Raw genomic sequence first — 19,027 nt, 5'->3', positions numbered from 1 at the left:
AGTGCTGATGGGTACTCCCCCTCTCCCCCGGCCCCTCTCCCACAAGGGGAGAGGGGAGCGACTCTCTCCGTCTGTTTGGCACGCTGATGATTCGCGTCCCTATGAGGTTTGAATTATTCACTCCAGTTCTATCCGACACAGCACAACAATTTGCATTCATTCGCGGACTGATTGCTTCATCTAATTACGCGACCTATCTCAGGCCCAACCAGCCCGAAACAGCTCAGCGGTTCAGGTTGAAGCTGCCCTGTCTGTCCAAGGGGATTTTGATATCGCCAATCAATGGGGTATCGCCGCTTGCGTCGAGCATACCGCTCAACTCGTAGGAGAGTCCCCGGCCACCCATCAGGGCGCTATAGAGTCCACTGCCCGCTTTTTGCAGATCGAGGGAGAGGGGCAGACGGACTCTGCCCTTGCCTTGCTTATCAATGTTCAGGCTTTGTGCCGCCGCACCCTGCCCCACATCGATATCGTTAAGTTTAAATTGGTAATCGAGCCGCTGCAGGATCAATGCAAAACGGTTGGGATTCTCAACCTCCAGCTCAAGCATCAGATCAATGGCTTGCAAACTCATTCGCTGCACATCGATCCGACTGACCCTGACATCGGGTAGCTTGGGAACCGGCAGACGCCCCTGATAACTGATCGGTAACCGCACCCGTCCCAACAGAGGCACATCGACACCCAATCCAAGATCCAACTGATAGGGCACATCATCATGTTTACTCAATTCACTGTAGTGCTCGAGCAGCCGCTCAAACTCCATCCTGACCGGCAGTTCGACCTGACTCTTGCCATCCGCAGCCAGACTCATACCCATAGCCTGCTGACCTTTCAGGAAGCTCCGGTTGAGCAGTTTCAGGTCATAATCGAGCCCGTCCAGGGAGATCGCCACCGGATTAGGGTTATCCACCTCCACATCAAACAGCAGATCGATGCCCCTAAGATCAAGGCCTGACAGCTTGACCCCTTTGACTTCACCAGCAGGCTGGATTCCGGTCATCAACTGTTCGGCCTGCTGCAGAGATGAGCAGCCCTGAAACAGCAAGATCAACAGTAGCAGGATGATTGTTTGTCTGTGCATAAGCGTGTTTCCAGGGCCTATTGTTGAGCCGAATCAATCGGGCAAGCAAAACGAACAGTATCATGCTCAAGCCCATTGCGCCGCCACCACCGTGATAGTAATCATCCCCATCACGATAACTGTCCTCGAGGGGGAGCGCACGGAGGTCCCGGTCATCATAGGGTCCGTACTCGACCAAAAAGGCATCATTGTCAGCATCATACAACTCGATCAGGACATCATAATAACCACTTGGGTAACCATCCAGTAAACGGGTGACAACCTCATAGTCATCATCCGAATCGTCCCGATCAATCGGGAAGCTCTCAGTCGTGTAGTAGCGATTCCACGGGCCGCCTTCCAGGCTCAGATAGAGCTCAGCATAGACCCAGGCCCGGCCACTGATTACATCCGCATCAAAACTGACACTCAACCGATGGTAGTAGCCATCGTCATCATCATCACGGCTGATCACGGTTCGGGCATCAAATATTGAAAAATCCGGATCGTGATAAGTACGCACATCGGAACGATTCAGCTGCTTCAGACGACTACCGGTAACAACCATCGGCTGCTGGATATCGATCTCCGCCTGGTCGAGCTGCCCTTTCCAATCCAGTTTGGCTACCGGACCTTCGACAGACTGGGTCAAGCGTTCAACAGACTCATTCGCCTGCAACAGACAAGCAGGTATCAACAGCGCCGAAAAAACCAATATCTGTGTCATCTTCATGAGAAATCTCCCGCAGAGGGCCGAAAGGAATCGAGCCTGCTGATCCTAGCGGTCCCGGTGACGTCGACGCCGGTCATGGTGGTGACGATCACGGTCACGGTCACGATGGCCATGCTTATGCCGGTCACGATGACGGTATCCATGACTGTCACTGTGACGATGACTGGGATAGGAATCACGTCGATGGTCATGGTAGTGGCCATGGTGGAAATGGAGCCCAAGCAACACGCCGCCCAATAGACCATAAGGCAGATCATGGGCCTGCGCGGTTGGAGTCAAGGTTATGGATGTGGCCAGGATTGCACCGAGTGCCAGGGGTTTGAGTCTGTTGTTCATGCTTATGCTCCATAAGGTTGCCTGACCTAAAGCTTATGGAGGCTTTGCTGAACGAAAGCTGAATGGCGCTGAAAGCGGCCTCAAAGAGTAGCAGGTAGTGCACCTGAAAGCGGCGTGTGCGCTTCGGGCTCGGTCAATCCGATGTCATTCGAGCCGAACGGTGATAGTACCGACAGGTTCTAGGCCTGTGCCTCTTCAGGCATCAGCCCATTGCGACGCAGCACAGTAGCGATCTTCCTCGCCTTTCCTGCCAAACGGGAGAGATCGGCAAAACCGGGTACCACACCCTGATCCAGTTTGGCCTCCCACTCATCCAGCTCACTCTCAAGGTAGATAAGCAGCTTGCCGGAACAACCGTGACAGGATTCACCACAGCGCTCCTTTTCGCTTAAATCAAAAGGAATCTGTGTACGGATCTGATCAATCAGCTGCCGCATGGCAACTTGAGTATTGGGTTTACGCTCAACCACCTGACAACAGAACTTCCCTATTTACACTTCTTGCTCAATTCATCACGGCGCTTGGTGCCTTTTTTATGTTGCGCCTGGACGATCTTCAAATCTGTTTTCAGACGCTTGTATTTTTTCGAGTCTTTCTCTCCATCCAACTTCTTTATTAGTCGCTGCTCTTTTTTCTTCAACTGATCCAACAGTTCATCGATCCGATCACACTTGGCCTTATCAGAAAGCTCCGCTTTTTCCAGACGTTTTTTCAGATTCTCAAGCAGGTCATTTATTTTCATGGATCAAACCTTCTGTAAGCAAAACCATTTCATATCGAGCTTTGTAAGTAACGCCAGGCTCCGATGCGCAAACCACTCAGTATTAATCTTCTTCCACCTCTTCGGGAGGAATCACCGTCTTTGCCATGCGTTTTGCAAAATAGTAGATACGTTTCTGTTTTTCGATGATGTCGACCTCAGTGGTGTAGGCCGCAATCCGATTCGGCTCTTCCACAACCAGGCGGGCCGCCTGGTGCTGCGCGGCGGAATCGGCCAGGGAAGTAATCTCATCTTTCATCGCAACCACCGCATGTGCCACTTCGGTGTTGATCTGGGATACGGATTGTACCGCACCATCCACCGCCCGGATAATCACCCGATGAAAGCCCTCCAGTACCTGCTTGGTCGGCTCACTGATCGAAAAACCGATACTGATCCGCTCATGGCCAAGCGAAACCAGATTGGTCTCGATGGTGTCACCGATATTCTCCAGATCACCCACAGCCTCCATCAGACTGAGCAACTCTTCCGTCTGTCGATCGGTCAAGCTCTGCTTACTGATTCTGCCCAGGTAGTCGAGTATCTGCTCATAGAGGATATCCACCTCATCATCGAGTTGCGCCACCGCATTCAGGGATTCATGACTGCCACCGATGATTGCCGGCATGATCTGGTCAAGCATCGCCTGAACCCGCTCACCCATATGCAACACCTCAAGCCGAACCCGGTCCAACGCCAATGAAGGCGTGCTGAGCAGCTCCTCATCCAGATACTTGGCACTGACGGCGATACCCTCCTCCTCGATCAGACGATCGGGCAACAACCACTCCACAATGCGGGCGATATAAGCGGTAAACCAGATAAACACCAGAGTATTGGCGATATTGAAGACGGTATGAGCATTGGCGATCTGCCTGGGTGTCTCAGCCCCCAGGCGCTCAATCCCAGAGAGCTCCGGATGGGATGGGGAGAAAGAGACCACGAAATCCGCCAGATGGGGGATGAACATAATCCACAGCAACACCCCGGAAATATTGAAGATGACATGCACCATGGCGGCCCGGACCGCCTCTCTCGGTTTACCGATGGAGGCAAGCATGGCCGTCACACAGGTACCGATATTGGCGCCAAAGGCGAGTGCGATACCGGCAGGCAGGGTAATGAAGCCCTGACTCGCCATCACGATCACAATACCGGTAGTGGCCGAGGAGGATTGAATCAATCCGGTAAAGGCGGCTGCCACGACAATACCGATCAACGGACTCTCCATGCTGATCATCAGATCGAGAAAAGGCTGATAACTTCTCAGGGGTTTCATGGCATCACTCATGACACTCATGCCGAAGAACACCAGACCCAGCCCCATTATCATGCCGCCATACTGTTTGACACTCTCATTTTTCGAGATGAACAGCATGCTGAAGCCGACACCGATCATCAGCAGTGCCGCTTTGGTCACCTTAAACGCAACAATCTGAGCCGTGATGGTGGTACCGATGTTGGCCCCCATGATGATGCCGATCGATTGGCTGAAGGTCATCAGGCCGGCGGTGATAAAACCGACCACCAGTACGGTGGTTACCGAGGAGGATTGGATCACCGCCGTGACGAAAGCACCGGTCGCCGCTCCCATGAATCGATTACTGGTGAGCTTGGCAAGAATACCTTTCATGCGATCACCGGCAACCGCTTTCAGGGCATCCGCCATCTGTTCCATGCCGAACAGAAACAGGGCAAGTCCGCCAAACAGCTTCATGCCCATCACACCCCATTCGATGCTCTGTTCTGCGGTTGCCCCCAATGCAGGCAAGGTGAAGAGCGCTAGAACACCGCCAAGGCAGAGCAGTATCAAGGGTCTGGTGATAAATTCATTGTTACTGCAGGTAGTCTTAAAAATCATAGTTTTTCTCGTATGGCAGCGAACCTGCAACTGCGATCAGTGATTGATCAGATTACCTAAGAAGACACACTGCAGCGTGTGACTCCATAAGCGATACACCCCCGATTTATATCTACACAGGCTGCCATCGTCAGTTTTATTCAGCCACTGACTTCTAAGGCATGGTTCTGTAGGACCCTGGCCGTGATAATTATTCTAGTCGGTGATGCCCTATGGCACTCAAAAACCATGGGTACAGGCGTAGGGTCCAGATCCAGACATCTTACGATAGACGCTCGATTCTGACTTTGACAACCGAGCGCTCATCCGCTTCAACGACGGTCAGCCGATGCCCCTGTTCCTCAATGCTGTCCCCTTCCACAGGAATATGGCGAATACGACTGATCATCAAGCCGCCGATGGTTAGCGCCTCTTCCACTGGAAACTGTACATGCAGAATGTCGTTGATCTCCGAGATCGGTGTGCGGCCGCTTACCAGATGAGAGTTTTCATTCTCATGCTCGATATAGATCCGCCGTTTCGGATGATACTCATCGAAGTCGTAACCCACATCGATCTCACCCACCACCTCTTCAAAGACATCTTCCATGGTGAGGATACCAACCGCCGAGCCGAACTCGTCCACCACCACCGCCATGTGATCTTCCCGGGCCTGCAACATGGGTAACGCACGATCGATGGTCTGACGCGGAGAGAGGTAGAGCACCGGACTGATGAAATCGGAGATCGGGCGACTGTCCAGATCCGGCTGCATCAGATCCCAGGTATCGAGTGTCAGGATACCCTTCACATTGGTGATATTGCCCCGATAGACCGGCAGCCTGTTGTAGCCATGCTTCATCACCAGCCTGACCGCCTCCTTCATGTGGCGCACTTCATTGAAGCCCACCACATCCGGCAGAGGGATCATCGCCTCACCCACGGTGGTATCGGCGAAACGGATGATGCGTCGGATACGTTTCCGATCAATGGTCTGGGGATCGGAGGTGGTATCGGAAATATCCAGCAGCACTCTCAACTCTTCGCGGGTGATGAACATGTTCTGCGGCACACTGCCGCCGCCGACGATGCGGGTTACCAGACGGGCAATGCGACTGAATATGAAGATCACAGGATAGAAGACATAGGAGAAGAAGCGCAGCACATAGATCAGTCGGCCAACCAGACTGTCCGCCTCCTGCTGAAACACACTCTTCGGCACCACCTCACCGAATATCAGCAGAATCGGGGTCAGGATGATCACTGAGATCAGGTCGCCTGCCGCACCGAAGTGTTCGATACAGACCAGCGCACCCAGAGTGGAGATGATCACGGTAGCCAGATTGGTTCCCACCAGGGTTGTACCCAGGATCACATCGGGGGTCTTGAACAGCTTCAGCACCAACGCCGCGCCCCGATTGCCAAGCTTCGCCAGATGCCTCAACTTCAACTTGTCGGAGTTGACCATGGCGATCTCGGAGCCGGAGAAGAACCCTTTCAGCAACAGGAAGATGACGATGATGAGTAACTCAACGCTCCAGCTCATCTTGCACCTCCTTAGTTAAGGGTCTCTTTTTATCAGCAGCGGAGTCAGCATCCTGCCCACTGGTATCACCATCCGGCTCCAGTTCAGTGCTCTCATCCAGACTGTTAAGGGATTCATCATCCGCCTCGTCTGATTCAGACTGGTCGTCACTTGACTCCTCCGTCCTCGCCTCATTGGCGACGATCTTGCGCACTTGAATCTTGCTGATTCTTAAACCGGTCACTTCCCGTGCAATAAACTCATAACCCTCATAACGGACCTTGTCGCCCTCTTTCGGCAGACAGTCAAACAGACGGAATGCCACACCGGCAATGGTGCTCATGACAGGATCTTCGATATCGAAATTGGTCAGATTGTAGAAGTCGCTCAGCCGCATATCGCCCGGTACGACATAGCTGTTGTCATCCTCCTCCTGATAATACTCAAGCCCAACCATCTTGCCGCTGATCTCGCCGAAGATGAAGGTCAGTACATCCTTCATGGTAACGATACCCAGCACCTCGCCATACTCACCGAGTACGATTGCCACCCGGGTATTGTGGGCCTGGAAGTAGTCGAACATCTCATCGACTTTCTTGGTCGGCGGTACAAAGTGGGCGGGTTTGATGATCATCTCCAGGGTCACCTGTTCCAGGTCTCCGCCACCCTGTATCAGGCGCAGAATATCCTCGGAGTGGATGAAACCGATAACATTGTCCCAATGCCCCTGGTAGACGGGAATTCTGGGGTGCTGGTACTCTCTGAATTTGTCGATCAGTTCAGTGACCGGCAGGTCCGCATCGAGAAACCGAATCCGCGGACCCGGTGTCATGATGCGGGAGATGTCCGTTTCAGAGGCTTCGATGACGTTATCGATCAACACCCGCTCAGTGGCCTCAATGACACCGCTCTCCTCACTCTCCTCCAGCAGGGTTCGCAGCTCATCCGCATGCAGGATGTTCTCCCGGCTGACCGCCTCACCCACCACCAGAGTGGTAATCCGATCGGAAATCTGTCGCACCACTTCCCTGAGCGGGGTAATCAAAACAATCCAGCGCGGTAGGATCCGGGCCGTCAACCGGGTGGCAAATTTGACCGGAAAACTGACGGCAATGGTCTTCGGGGTAACCTCACCAATCAGCAGCAGCAAGGGCACCATAATCAGAATATTGAACCAGCCGACATCCTGCTCGCCAAATAGCAGCAGCAGGATCGCCGCCATGTTTGCCGCAGAGGCGATATTGACCAACTCATTGCCGCACAGAATCGAGATGATCAAACGCCTCGGCTCATCAAGCATGGCGTGGATATTCTCAGAATGCTTGTCGCGGCTGTGTCTGAGTTTTTGCAGATCGATGCGGCTGAGGGAAAAGAGCGCTGTCTCAGAGCCGGAGAAGACAGCCGAGAACCCGAGCAGCACCACCTGCAGGCTGACCCGCAGGATTAGCTCCCAGTTCACGTCCCCCATGCCAAGGGAATCGTATAGTGTTCTCAACTCTTCCATCAATTAAACCCATCTCTCTAACGCGTAAACTGACAGCACTACAGGTCAATACAGAGCTTCTACCATCGAACGGCTATGGACAGTGTCACGTACAATCTACGGCAGCTCTATACAGTATTGGAGCAGCCCGCCAAAACCTGTTTGACGATCTGTTTGTAAAAGCTTTAGTCACGACATGATTGATGACTCAATCAATCTGCAACCGGGCTTTAACCTTCAAATGTCGACGGCAAGGAGAATGAACAGGCCGAAACCGACCAGTGCCATCAAACATCCTAATAGCGAAAACTCCTTTGAGAACAAACAGATTTAAGGCGTAGCAGCAAGCATTGTCGATCTGAATCCGGTCCTCTACGGCCTGGTCATCAGTTACAACAAGCCTTGCGGAATTCCACCACCCATCGTGCGCCAGCCGGTTGGCGCCAATCCAATGAATCCGCCTTGAGGCAACATCAAGAGGATACTGCTCAAACCCTAATTATTACATATAAGATAAGATCTTATAACTTAGGCTATAAATTTAATGACAATAGAATAAACATCGCGTCACTCAACCGGATCTCCCTGAGCCACAGTAGTCCGGTATTGGCGGGCTCAACCATGGCAGCTAAGGGGTGTATGAGATGCCTCCCGAGAAATTGATCGATAAACTGTTTCGTCTACTTGATCCCGGTCGCAAAAAGCTCAAAAGTGAACGTATCAGAGACCTGCTGAAGAAGATGAAAAAGCAGGAAAGGGCGACCAAATCCAAGCTGAAGAAGACCAAGGAGAGAAGTAAACACAAGCGGCTTGCCACTAAAATCAAGATACTGCACACACAGAGAAAAAAGGCCGTCAAACGCTATCGACAGCTTAAGAACAAGTGCTGACCGATCAGTGCGGGTTAATCATCCGATTCACTCTGATCCGCTTCATACTGCGCCACGGCCTGACGCAATCGATCTGCAATCTCAGCTCTCAACTCAGGGGGAGAGACCACCTCCACATCGGCGCCATAACGCATCAGATCCATGATCAGCTCCGCTGTATGGGCATATGGCAGCACAAGCTCATAACGACCATCCTCCAGCCAGCGACTCTGCTGCCGGGGGTGCCAGCTCTCTTTGGCGACCCACCTGGCACGATGCCTGGTGAATCGCAGTATCGCCTGATGACTCGCTGAACCGGAGAAGATGCCATAAGCCTCTGAGAAGTGGGCATCGAGCTGCTCACCCGGCAACTCGATCGCCGCTTGATCGCTGTCACGAACATCGGAGATCGCATCCAGGGCAAAGGTGCGCAAACCCTCGCGCATATGACACCAGGCATCCAGATACCAGTTGTCCCGATAGAGGGTCAGACGTTGCGGGGAGACCTCACGTTCGGTCACTTTATCGCTCCCGCGATTGTAGTATTTCAGGCTGACCCGGTGTCTGGCTGCCAAGGCTGAGGCAAGCTGTGTCAGATAGGGACCGGCGGGACGGGCGGCCGCCCTTAACAGCCGAATGTGGCGTGAGACCGGTTCAACCTGGCCTGGTTGACGACTCAACAGCTGATCGATTTTACGCCTCAGAGGTTGCAGATGACTCTCCAACAGGCCGGGCTGAATCTCAGCCAGCAGCTGTTGAACCGTCAATAAAGCCTGAAGTTCGGAAGCGTTGAACCAGAGCCCGGGAAGCTGATACATCTCCCCTTCTGCGGCGTCATAGTGGTAGCCGTTACGTTTGCGGTCATAGACAACCGGAGCATTGAGATAGAGCCTCATCTCTTCGATCAGACGCTTTACCGTTGCCCTGGAGCACTCCAGCTCCTCTTCCAGACGCTGACGGGAGACCGGATAACGGGCTGACTGAAATATTCGGTTGAGCTCAAAGATCCGATCGAACCGATCCATCAATCAGATCCTAGGGCCTGTTAAATTGAATCCAATACGTCCTGCTGGGCGCAAAAACAGACCCAGCTCCCTGTTTGATATCGTAATGAGGGGTTGCGCCTGAAAAAGCGCCATGAACCGTTGCTCGTCGCTCATTTGGAACAACCAAACTACGCTCCTCGCACCTTGCTTGGCGCTTTTGCGGGCACAACAGGACATATTGGATTCGTGTTAACAGGCCCTATTTTGATTCCTGGCTCTGGCCGCTGTTCGTCACTTCATCCACAGACCAGAGCCGCTCCAGATGATAGAAATCCCTGACTTTCGGTAACATCACATGCACCACCACGCCATTCAGGTCGACCAGCGCCCACTCGCCATCCTCGACGCCCTCGGTTCCCAATGGCATCTCACCGGCTTGTTTGGCTTTGAATTCGACACTTTGTGCAATCGACTTTACATGACGATCCGAGGTGCCGCTGGCGACGATCATGATATCCGTGATGCTGGTCTTGCCACGTACGTCCAGTACCACCACATCCTTCGCTTTCATGTCGTCGAGGATCTCCAGGACGATATCTCTAAGTGCTTCTATCTGCATTGAGTCTCAGTTTGTTTGCTGTAACAGGCTGTGTCCATTTTATCGGGTCTTGCCAACAAGCATAACCCATCATCAGGAATTATTTGTTGAATCACCCTCTTCCGGCTTAATAACGGAGCCAATCAGAGTCGTGATGACTCAGCAAGCATTCAATCCCGATAGAGTCCTTCAGCGTGAATAATCTGCAAAACAGCCTCTGGAAGCAGATATCTCGGGCTTTCATCCTGTTTGATCATTTTCCGGATCAGGCTGGCTGAGATATCGAGCTGGGTAACAGTCTGGATTTGAATTTCCCCACCAATTTCCAGGTTGAATTGACTCTCCACGGGAATCTCATGCCTCTGCAGAAGCTCCCTTGCCGCTTCTGAGAGTTGTGACTCACCCGGACGTTTCATGACGACAAGGTGGGCAAGCTGCAGGATTTCATCCGGTTTGTGCCAATCGGGGAAACCGTTGAATGCATCCATCCCCATCAGCAACAGCAGGGGATGCTCGGGAAAATCGTGATGCAAATCGCGCAGAGTATCCACCGTGTAGGAGTCACCGGCACGTCTCAGCTCCCGCTCATCAGCGACAAAGCCAGGCTGTTCCGCTATGGCGGCCTCAACCATCCTCAGGCGCAGCTCGGCGGAGGCCTGGGGCTGGTCCCGATGAACCGGACCATGCAGTGGAATAAATCTTAGCTGCTCAAGGCCAACCACCTGCATGACATCCAGTGCAGTGCGTAAATGGCCATTGTGTATGGGGTCGAAGGTGCCCCCCAGGATACCGATCATGTTGCGCCTAGCTGGAATGGCACTGACTCACGTGCATTTGCACTGTATCAGTATTGTAATAGCGGACCATTGGTATGTGACGAGCCGCCGAGTGACGCCAACAACCGCTAATCAACGCCAAAAGAGGCTCTATCGTTCGAGCTATTTGGGGCATGTTGCGATGATTGGCGTCCATTTGCGGTCTATTTCTGATAATAGAAGTCGTGATTTAAGCCTAACTGCGGATATGCCCATCCCCAAGCACGATATATTTGACCGACGTGAGTCCCTCCAGGCCAACCGGCCCACGGGCATGGAACTTATCCGTTGAAATTCCGATCTCCGCACCCAGGCCATATTCGAAACCATCCGCAAAACGGGTCGAAGCATTGACCATCACCGAACTGGAGTCCACTTCCGTGAGAAAACGTCTGGCGCGGGTGTAGTTCTCGGTAATAATGGCATCGGTATGTTGGGAACTGTGGGTGTTGATATGATCAATCGCCTCGGCCAGCCCCGGCACAACCCGGATCGACAGGATAGGCGCCAGATATTCGGTATCCCAATCCTCATCCGTGGCACTGGTGCAACCCTCAATCAGCTCGCAGCTGCGAGCACAACCACGTAACTCAACCCCTTTTTCATCCAGTGCCGGAGCCAAACGGACGAGGGCTTGGGCCGCAACATCCTCGGCAACCAGCAGAGTCTCCATGGTGTTACAGGTGCCATAACGTTGGGTTTTGGCATTCATCGCCACGGCATAAGCCTTGTCCAGGTCAGCCTGATCATCGATATAGACATGACAGATGCCGTCCAGATGCTTGATTACCGGCACCCGGGCATCCTGACTGATCCGCTCGATCAATCCCTTACCTCCCCGGGGTATGATCACATCCACATAGTCCGGCATGGTGATCATGGCGCCAACCGCCTGACGGTCCGTGGTGGCAACCACCTGAACAACCGTCTCCGGCAGACCGGCCTTGTTCAAACCGGCAGCGATACACTGGGCGATCGCCTGGTTGGAATAGTAGGCTTCAGAGCCGCCTCTCAACACCGCTGCATTGCCTGATTTGAGACAGAGCGCCGCCGCATCGGCGGTAACATTGGGACGGGATTCATAGATGATCCCCACCACACCCAGAGGGACCCTCATACGCCCGACCTGGATGCCACTGGGCAGATACTTCATATCGAAAATCTCGCCCACCGGATCGGCCAGGGCCGCAATCTGGCGCACCCCTTCGATCATGCTGTCGATACGAGCCGGGGTCAGTTCCAGGCGATCGAGCAGGGCACTGTCCAGGCCTTTCTCGCGCCCCTTCTCCAGATCCAGACTGTTTTCACCCATCAGCTGTTCTCTGGCCCCATCCAGCTCTTCTGCAATCGCTTCGAGTGCCTGGTTTTTCTGGGCCGTCGGCACACCAGCCAGTGTTCGCGAGGCCTGGCGGGCCTGCTGACCGAGCTGTTGCATGTAACCGGCGATATCGGAGATCTTGTCTAACATTGTTTAAATGGTGCTCATCAGAAAATATTACGATTGTTTAACTTTACCAAACCCGAGCTGAAATGGCCCGGATTCCTGGCAACTTGAGGCAATATCTGCATCCAATCCCTGTTTTGACCGTAACTATTCTAAGGGTTTTCATTCACCGGCTTCAAAGTAAAAGGTTTAAAGTTAAACCCATATCTACCGATCTAATAGGCAAGGAATTCACCGAACAGATAACGGTCCGGAAATAATGAACAGACTCATTTTAAGTTTAATCTTATTGATGGCTTGTAGCGGCCAGCTGTGGGCAGAGCCGTCGCTGTTTGATGTTCCGATGCATTCCAAAGGAGCCAATACCTTCTACATCTCCGGAAAGATCGGCAACATGGCGCCAACTGAATTCATGGTCGACACCGGCTCAAGCTATATGACCATCAATGAAAACACCTTGGCTGAACTGCAGGCCGTAGGCAACCCCCGCTATTTGAGAGACCTGAAAGGGGTGCTGGCCAATGGCGCAGAGATGCTGGTACCAGTCTATACCATCACCGATGTACTGATTGGTGAGAAGTGTCTTCTGGAAGAGGTTGAGGTAGCCGTTTTTCCCGGCAAAACCAGACAGATTCTTGGTCTGAGTGCGCTATTGAAAACAGCACCCTTCACTTTCTCCGCCGAACCTCCACAACTGCAGTTGAGCAACTGCAATTTACTGGAGATGGCTACCGACAACCAACAGCAGACACAGCTGGCTGCCGGTATTTCAACCCCTAACTAGGGATACCATCTAAAAGCGGAGCCGGCTTATTTGGTCTCTGCAGGCATCACTTTTGCTTCGAAAGCACTGAATTCAGCTGCGTCAACGCTGCCGTCCTGATTGGCATCAGCAGCTTCCCAGCCTTTATAGAGCGCTTCGTTGGCGGTTGCTTCTTCTGAAGAGATACTGCCATCAGCATTGGTGTCCAATGCAGTGAAGGCATCCTCACCGGCAACTGCAGCCGTAACAAATCCAGCGGTAACCAGTGCCAAAGCGGCCAGTTTAATGGTTTTCGTATTCATCATGTTCTCCTTAACGAATTTTATGGTTATGCCCAGAGATCCCTATCTACAGCCTCGATCATCTGGTGGCCCCTATAAGACACCCCAGACAGAAGAAATGCGGTGATAGGAATCACAGTTCCACTAATTAAATTCCTTTTAGAAACTCAGAAAGTTACTAATGGACCGGCATCTACTATCGCGATCAAGTCCCTGTGATTGGCCAGCGACCAGACCAATCTGGTCACTGGTATTCCACCCAAAACTCATTCAGAGTTGTTCAACTATTTAGCCTCTGGTGCAGCCTCAAAAGCACTGAATTCGGCTGCATCAACCTGGCCGTCAGCATTCGCGTCAACCTTTGCCCAATCCTTGTAGAGTGCTTCATCAGCGGTGGACTCTTCAGCTGAGATGTAGCCATCGGCATTCACATCCAGCTTGGTGAAGGTACCCTCATCCGCTGCGTTGGCCACTGCAAAAAAACCGGCTGCTGCCAAAGCTACAACGCCTTTTTTAATTGTCATGGTTTTCATTGTCATTCTCCTTTCAATGATTTGTTTTAAAAGCAAAGCCCTCTGACTGAGGTCTCTGTAGGCGATAAGACAACGATGAGGAAAAAAATTGGGTGACAGAAGTCACAAATAAAAAGGAACAGCTTTCCCAGGCACTTAGTTACTAATACAGGTTGTGCTGCCGATCACAAGCAGGCAATTCCGGAAACACCTTGCGCAACATTTTTTAAGGCCAGCCAGGGGTCTCCCGAATTCAGACCCTTGATCATACGATCAATATCTGAACACCGTATAAGCAGCTTTCTCCAATATTTGGCCGAACCCTTGGAGAGCGCCTTACTGACCACGGGCTTACGCTTATCCCAAACCCGATAGGCGGCCATTACCTGGTTGCTGTTACGCCCCTTTTCCAGCTCATTGGCCATCTCCGCCAGAGCGCGAATCTCACGGCTCAGAGCCCACAACACCACAGGCGCCGCCACACCCTCCGCCTTCAATGAGGACAACATACGCAAGCCCTTGGCTGTCTGACCACTCATCAGGGTATCGAGCAGGCCAAACACATCGAAACGGGCACTGTCCGCAACGGCCTGCATCAACTGATCCTGGGTCACCACCCCTTCCCCCTGCAGCAGTAACAGCTTCTCTATCTCCTGGTTGGCAGCGAGCAGATTGCCCTCCACCCGATCCATCAGCATCTGCACAACCCCGGCCTCCGGGATCAGTCCGGCCTGGCGCAGTCGCTGCTCGATCCACGGCATCAGCCGATTGCCTTCCACCGGCCAGACCTGAATGACGACTCCCAGCTGATCGATCGACTGCAGCCACTTGCTCTTCATCTGGGACTTTTCCAGCTTCGGCAGGGTGATCAGCAACAGGGTATCTTCGGCAGGACGCTCACAGTAGGCCATCAGCGCCTTTGCCCCCTCATTGCCGAGTTTGGCGCTGTTCAAGCGCAGCTCAAGCAGCCGCCTGTCTCCAAACAGGGAGAGACTCACCGCCGCCTGATTGAGCGCAGACCAGTCGAAGCCGCTGACCTGATCCAACACCTCTCTTTCACTGAACCCCTGCTGTCGTGCAGCCTGGCGTATCTGGTCAGCCGCCTCCATCATCTGCAGCGGCTCATCACCACTGAGCAGATAGAGTGGCGCCAGATCACGTTTCAATTGGGCGCTGAGTTGGTCGTTACGGAGTCTCATGCTTTGCTGTGCGATCTATCTCAGTCCGGCTTCCATTCTGCGAATGATCTGTGCCGCAAGATCGCGGCGCATATCATCCATCATCAAGGCGGTCTCATTCCTTTGACCCAGTTCGTCACTGCCGCTGAAGCTGAGCTGTCGTACCAGTTCCAGTTGCTCTTCATGGGGCTCCATTCCGGTCCGGGCGGTGAGCCGGACTTTGGCCCGCAGACGCAGCTCATTATCCAGCGCCTTGCCATTGGCATCCACGGAGAGCACCCGGCTGGAGAACTTCTCTTCCACTACCTGAAAGAGATATTTCGCCGCCTCCCGATCGGGGGAGAGGATCACCCCACCGCCGAGCAGCTCTCTCTGCAGCACACCGGCAACCGTGTCGATTCGGTCACCCGCAACGATGTAGAGCCCATTCAGCGCCGCCGAGGGCTGAGCATAGCCTTTCAGATGAAAGCCGCAGCCTGACAGCAAAAGCAGCAGGACCAGAGCCAGCCAGGGAGCTGGTAAGCGCCACCGGTGGAGACTATTTGGCAACGACATTGACCAGTTTGTTCGGCACCACGATGACCTTCCTCACCGTCGCCTCACCGATGAAGCGCTGCACATTGTCATTTGCCAAAGCAATCGCCTCGACGGCGGCTCTATCCGCATCCGCGGGCACCTGGATGTTGGCGCGCACCTTACCGTTGACCTGCACCACATAGGGCAGACTCTCCTGTACCAGCGCCGCCTCATCCGGTTGCGGCCAGTCGCTTGCCAGGATCTCATCACCGAAGCCGAGTTGCCGCCAGAGATGATGGGAGACATGGGGCGCGATCGGCGCCAACAGTCTCAACACCAGAGAGAGTCCCTCTTTCATAATCGTCAGATCCTGATCTGAGCCATCCAGTTTATAGAGGATGTTGGTCATCCCCATACTCGCGGAGACCACATTGTTGAAGCGTTGCCTCTTGTAGTCGTAGAGCGCTTTTTTCAACAATTCATGCAGTTCCCGTCGTGCCGCTTTCTGCGCCTCATCAAAGTCAGTCACCTCGGCAAGGGGCTGACTGAGCTGCTGCTGATGGCCATCAGCCAGCGCCCAAAGGCGTTTGATGAACCGGTAAGCCCCTTCCACACCATCATCACTCCACTCCAGGGACTGGTCGGGAGGTGAGGTGAACATGGTATAGAGCCTGACGGTATCGGCGCCGTATCGGTCGATCAGTGTCTGCGGATCGACCCCGTTGTTCTTCGATTTCGACATCTTCTCGATGCCGCCGATCTGCACCGCACTGTTATCCGCTTTGAGCAGTGCAGACAAAGGCCGCCCTTTGTCGTCACTGCTGACATCCACCTCAGTCGGGTTGTACCAGTGCTTACTGCCATCCTCTGCTTCACGGTAATAGGTATCGGCTACCACCATGCCCTGAGTGAGCAGACGGGTGAACGGCTCATTGCTGCTGAGCAGCCCCGCATCCCGCATCAGTTTATGGTAGAAACGGGCATACAGCAGATGCAGCACCGCGTGTTCGATGCCGCCCACATACTGGTCCACCGGCAACCAGTAGTCGGCCCGCTGGTCCAGCATGCTGTCCGCGCCGGGACAGGCATAGCGGGCGTAGTACCAGCTCGACTCCATGAAGGTGTCGAAGGTATCGGTCTCGCGCTGTGCCGCACCGCCGCACTCGGGACAGGTCACATCTGAAAACTGCGGATTGTTTTTGATCGGGTTGATGGTGTTTTCGTCATAGACGATCTCTTCCGGCAGACGCACCGGCAGATCGTCCAGGGGTACCGGCACGATGCCACAGTGGTCACAATGTATCATCGGAATCGGCGTACCCCAGTAGCGTTGCCGGGAGACACCCCAATCCCTGAGCCGGTAGTTCTTTGTCTTACCTCCCTTCTCCCGCGCCTGCAGCCACTCGGCAATGGCGTCGAAGGCTTCTGCAGAGGTTTGGCCGGTAAACGGTCCGGAGTCGATCAGCACACCCTTCTCAATGTACGCCTCAGCCTGAATATCCAGCACTGAACCATCCTCCGGCTGAATCACCTGTTTGATGGGAATACCATATTTTTTGGCAAAGGCGTGGTCCCGCTCATCGTGACCCGGCACCGCCATCACCGCACCTGTGCCATAGGTCATCAGGACAAAATTCGCAGCATAGACCGGCACCGGCTCACCACTGACCGGATGGATCGCGTCGATGCCGAGCGGCATGCCCCGCTTCTCGATCGTCTCCAATTCCGCCTCGGAGGTACCGCCCTGGCGGCACTCCTCGATGAATCCGGCCAGTTCAGGCTTGTCGGCCGAGGCCTCCAGGGCCAATGGATGTTCCGCCGCAACCGCCACGTAGGTCACCCCCATCAGGGTATCCGGGCGGGTTGTATAGATGGTCAGTCCCTGCTCAGCCCCTTCGATGGCGAAATCCATCTGCACGCCATAGGAGCGGCCGATCCAGTTACGCTGCATGGTACGGACCTGCTCCGGCCAGGCCTCAAGCCCGTCGATCTCATCCAGCAGTTCGTCGGCATAATCGGTAATCTTGATGAACCACTGGGGGATCTCACGCCGCTCCACCAGCGCCCCGGAGCGCCAGCCCCGACCATCGATCACCTGCTCATTGGCCAGCACGGTCTGGTCCACCGGGTCCCAGTTGACCTGGGCATTCTTGCGGTAGACCAAGCCCTTTTTGTAGAGTTCGGTGAACAACCACTGCTCCCACTTATAGTATTCGGGTTGACAGGTAGCCAGCTCCCGCTGCCAGTCGTAGCCGAAGCCGAGCCGTTTCAACTGGGCCTTCATGTAGTCGATATTCTGGTAGGTCCAGGCCGCTGGTGCGACCCGGTTTTTCAACGCCGCATTCTCCGCCGGCAGGCCAAACGCATCCCAGCCCATGGGCTGCAGCACATTCTTGCCCAGCATCCGCTGATATCGGGCAATCACGTCACCGATCGTATAGTTACGCACATGCCCCATGTGGAGCTTGCCGCTGGGGTAGGGAAACATGGAGAGGCAATAGAATTTCTCCTTCTGCGGATCCTCCGTGACTTGAAAGATCTTTGCGTTTTCCCAGTATGACTGGACCTCAGCCTCAAGCTGGGCTGGATCGTATTGATTCTGCATATTCAGGCCTGAAATTGTGATTATCTAGGATAATCGCGGAAGCATACCGCAGCAGGCTGCCGACAGAAAGGCTCTCGACTGAAACTCTTCACCCGGCGGCGAAATAGTTCGCTTTCAACCGCGGCAGTGCGGCATCGATACACCGCTGTGGCACTCAGACCGCGAGTTCGCAGCATGAAGTCTTTTGAGGGGATTATTGGGAGGCGGCCATCCCGACCATGGAGCTTTCCGGGTACATGAGGCTGACAACCGTCTCGATCGCCGCCTCCCAGGCCATTTTTACCTCAGCGTCATACTCGTCATCATAGCGCTCGATGGTGCTCAACAGGGCATACTTCCACATCTCAAAGTGACGCTGATCCACTTTCAGACGGGTGTGGATACGACCCAGCATCTCCAGATAGAGCACCACACCTGGTTTGCCCATCAGAGCATCCTCAACCATCTGCAGAGTCTCTTTCAATTTGCCCTTCAGCTGATCCATGTCCCGGGCATGAAAAATCGCGGCGATCTCATCCGATTGAGCGATGAAATGGTCATAGAAGGTATCGTAGAAACCCTGTTTCAGACTGATCCGACGTAGACTCTGTTGAAAGCGCTTTAAGTTGGTTTTAGTGATCGTAGACATATTATTGGCCAATTGCTCGCCCAACTTAACGGCAGATCCGCAGAAAACTTTCAGAACCAGTTAACACTATTCAAACAGTATTCACATAATTC

Annotated in this window: 20 protein-coding genes; 2 read left to right on the top strand and 18 right to left on the bottom strand. The window is 53.7% G+C overall.

Translation table 11 applies throughout. The features are described from left to right. Positions 1 to 223: 223 nt before the first annotated feature. The 8 genes from A3193_RS16965 to A3193_RS16930 form a co-directional block, all read right to left on the bottom strand. Positions 224 to 1,084 carry an LEA/WHy family protein gene (locus A3193_RS16965; RefSeq protein ID WP_083218826.1) on the bottom strand — a complete coding sequence of 287 codons (861 nt, stop codon included), beginning with the start codon at positions 1,082 to 1,084 and terminating at the stop codon, positions 224 to 226. Further along, the gene (locus A3193_RS16960; RefSeq protein ID WP_069015351.1) at positions 978 to 1,796 is read right to left on the bottom strand and encodes a choice-of-anchor H family protein; all 819 of its coding nucleotides are present in this window, start codon (positions 1,794 to 1,796) and stop codon (positions 978 to 980) included. Before A3193_RS16960 ends, A3193_RS16965 begins: the two co-directional genes overlap by 107 nt. 45 nt (positions 1,797 to 1,841) lie before the next feature. Beyond that, a complete protein-coding gene (locus A3193_RS16955; RefSeq protein ID WP_139116874.1) occupies positions 1,842 to 2,132 on the bottom strand; it encodes a hypothetical protein in 291 nt (96 codons plus the stop codon). A 179-nt stretch (positions 2,133 to 2,311) separates the two neighbouring features. Beyond that, a complete protein-coding gene (locus A3193_RS16950) occupies positions 2,312 to 2,602 on the bottom strand; it encodes a hypothetical protein (protein WP_235615021.1) in 291 nt (96 codons plus the stop codon). Positions 2,603 to 2,619: 17 nt separating this feature from the next. Further along, positions 2,620 to 2,874: a hypothetical protein gene (locus tag A3193_RS16945; RefSeq protein WP_069003070.1), complete on the bottom strand. Its 255-nt coding sequence runs from the start codon at positions 2,872 to 2,874 to the stop codon at positions 2,620 to 2,622. 82 nt (positions 2,875 to 2,956) lie between these two features. Continuing rightward, on the bottom strand, positions 2,957 to 4,753 hold the full coding sequence (locus A3193_RS16940; protein ID WP_083218824.1) for a Na/Pi cotransporter family protein: 1,797 nt from the start codon (positions 4,751 to 4,753) through the stop codon (positions 2,957 to 2,959). A 262-nt stretch (positions 4,754 to 5,015) separates the two neighbouring features. Then, positions 5,016 to 6,278, bottom strand: a complete 1,263-nt coding sequence (locus A3193_RS16935) for a hemolysin family protein (protein ID WP_069015350.1) — start codon at positions 6,276 to 6,278, stop codon at positions 5,016 to 5,018. Further along, complete coding sequence (locus tag A3193_RS16930) at positions 6,262 to 7,761, bottom strand: hemolysin family protein (RefSeq protein WP_083218822.1); 1,500 nt, start codon at positions 7,759 to 7,761, stop codon at positions 6,262 to 6,264. Before A3193_RS16930 ends, A3193_RS16935 begins: the two co-directional genes overlap by 17 nt. 623 nt (positions 7,762 to 8,384) lie before the next feature. Between A3193_RS16930 and A3193_RS16925 the strand changes: the two genes are divergently transcribed. After that, on the top strand, positions 8,385 to 8,630 hold the full coding sequence (locus tag A3193_RS16925) for a hypothetical protein (protein WP_069003073.1): 246 nt from the start codon (positions 8,385 to 8,387) through the stop codon (positions 8,628 to 8,630). 14 nt (positions 8,631 to 8,644) lie between these two features. Here the strand turns inward: A3193_RS16925 and A3193_RS16920 are convergent, their stop codons facing one another. The 4 genes from A3193_RS16920 to A3193_RS16900 form a co-directional block, all read right to left on the bottom strand. After that, positions 8,645 to 9,634, bottom strand: coding sequence for a helix-turn-helix transcriptional regulator (locus A3193_RS16920; protein ID WP_069015348.1), 990 nt, complete (start codon positions 9,632 to 9,634; stop codon positions 8,645 to 8,647). A gap of 220 nt (positions 9,635 to 9,854) precedes the next feature. Further along, positions 9,855 to 10,214 (bottom strand): ribosome silencing factor, encoded by a 360-nt coding sequence (gene rsfS / locus A3193_RS16910; protein WP_069003076.1) that lies wholly within the window; start codon positions 10,212 to 10,214, stop codon positions 9,855 to 9,857. A 149-nt stretch (positions 10,215 to 10,363) separates the two neighbouring features. Then, complete coding sequence (gene nadD / locus A3193_RS16905; protein ID WP_069003077.1) at positions 10,364 to 10,990, bottom strand: nicotinate-nucleotide adenylyltransferase; 627 nt, start codon at positions 10,988 to 10,990, stop codon at positions 10,364 to 10,366. Positions 10,991 to 11,204: 214 nt separating this feature from the next. Continuing rightward, a complete protein-coding gene (locus A3193_RS16900; RefSeq protein ID WP_069003078.1) occupies positions 11,205 to 12,476 on the bottom strand; it encodes a glutamate-5-semialdehyde dehydrogenase in 1,272 nt (423 codons plus the stop codon). Between the two features lie 319 nt (positions 12,477 to 12,795). On the opposite strand from A3193_RS16900, the gene A3193_RS16895 reads away from it, so the two are divergent. Continuing rightward, a complete protein-coding gene (locus tag A3193_RS16895) occupies positions 12,796 to 13,236 on the top strand; it encodes a retropepsin-like aspartic protease (protein WP_235615020.1) in 441 nt (146 codons plus the stop codon). A gap of 26 nt (positions 13,237 to 13,262) precedes the next feature. Here A3193_RS16895 and A3193_RS16890 read toward each other — a convergent pair whose 3' ends face one another. From A3193_RS16890 to A3193_RS16865, 6 genes are all read right to left on the bottom strand, one after another. Beyond that, positions 13,263 to 13,517, bottom strand: a complete 255-nt coding sequence (locus A3193_RS16890; RefSeq protein ID WP_069003080.1) for an EF-hand domain-containing protein — start codon at positions 13,515 to 13,517, stop codon at positions 13,263 to 13,265. A 263-nt stretch (positions 13,518 to 13,780) separates the two neighbouring features. Then, entirely contained in the window at positions 13,781 to 14,029 is a 249-nt protein-coding gene (locus tag A3193_RS16885; protein ID WP_069015346.1) for a hypothetical protein, read from the bottom strand. Between the two features lie 164 nt (positions 14,030 to 14,193). After that, positions 14,194 to 15,207: a DNA polymerase III subunit delta gene (holA, locus tag A3193_RS16880; RefSeq protein ID WP_069015345.1), complete on the bottom strand. Its 1,014-nt coding sequence runs from the start codon at positions 15,205 to 15,207 to the stop codon at positions 14,194 to 14,196. 15 nt (positions 15,208 to 15,222) lie between these two features. Then, a complete protein-coding gene (locus tag A3193_RS16875) occupies positions 15,223 to 15,735 on the bottom strand; it encodes an LPS-assembly lipoprotein LptE (protein WP_162272447.1) in 513 nt (170 codons plus the stop codon). Next, positions 15,725 to 18,307: a leucine--tRNA ligase gene (leuS, locus tag A3193_RS16870; protein WP_069003084.1), complete on the bottom strand. Its 2,583-nt coding sequence runs from the start codon at positions 18,305 to 18,307 to the stop codon at positions 15,725 to 15,727. Before leuS ends, A3193_RS16875 begins: the two co-directional genes overlap by 11 nt. 193 nt (positions 18,308 to 18,500) lie before the next feature. Then, positions 18,501 to 18,935, bottom strand: coding sequence for a globin domain-containing protein (locus A3193_RS16865; protein ID WP_069004074.1), 435 nt, complete (start codon positions 18,933 to 18,935; stop codon positions 18,501 to 18,503). Between the last annotated feature and the right edge of the window lie 92 nt (positions 18,936 to 19,027).

Origin of the sequence: Candidatus Thiodiazotropha endoloripes (assembly GCF_001708965.1) — a bacterium.
In the GTDB taxonomy this organism is placed as follows: Bacteria; Pseudomonadota; Gammaproteobacteria; order Chromatiales; family Chromatiaceae; genus Thiodiazotropha; species Thiodiazotropha endoloripes.
This window is presented reverse-complemented; position numbering and strand designations above follow the sequence as displayed.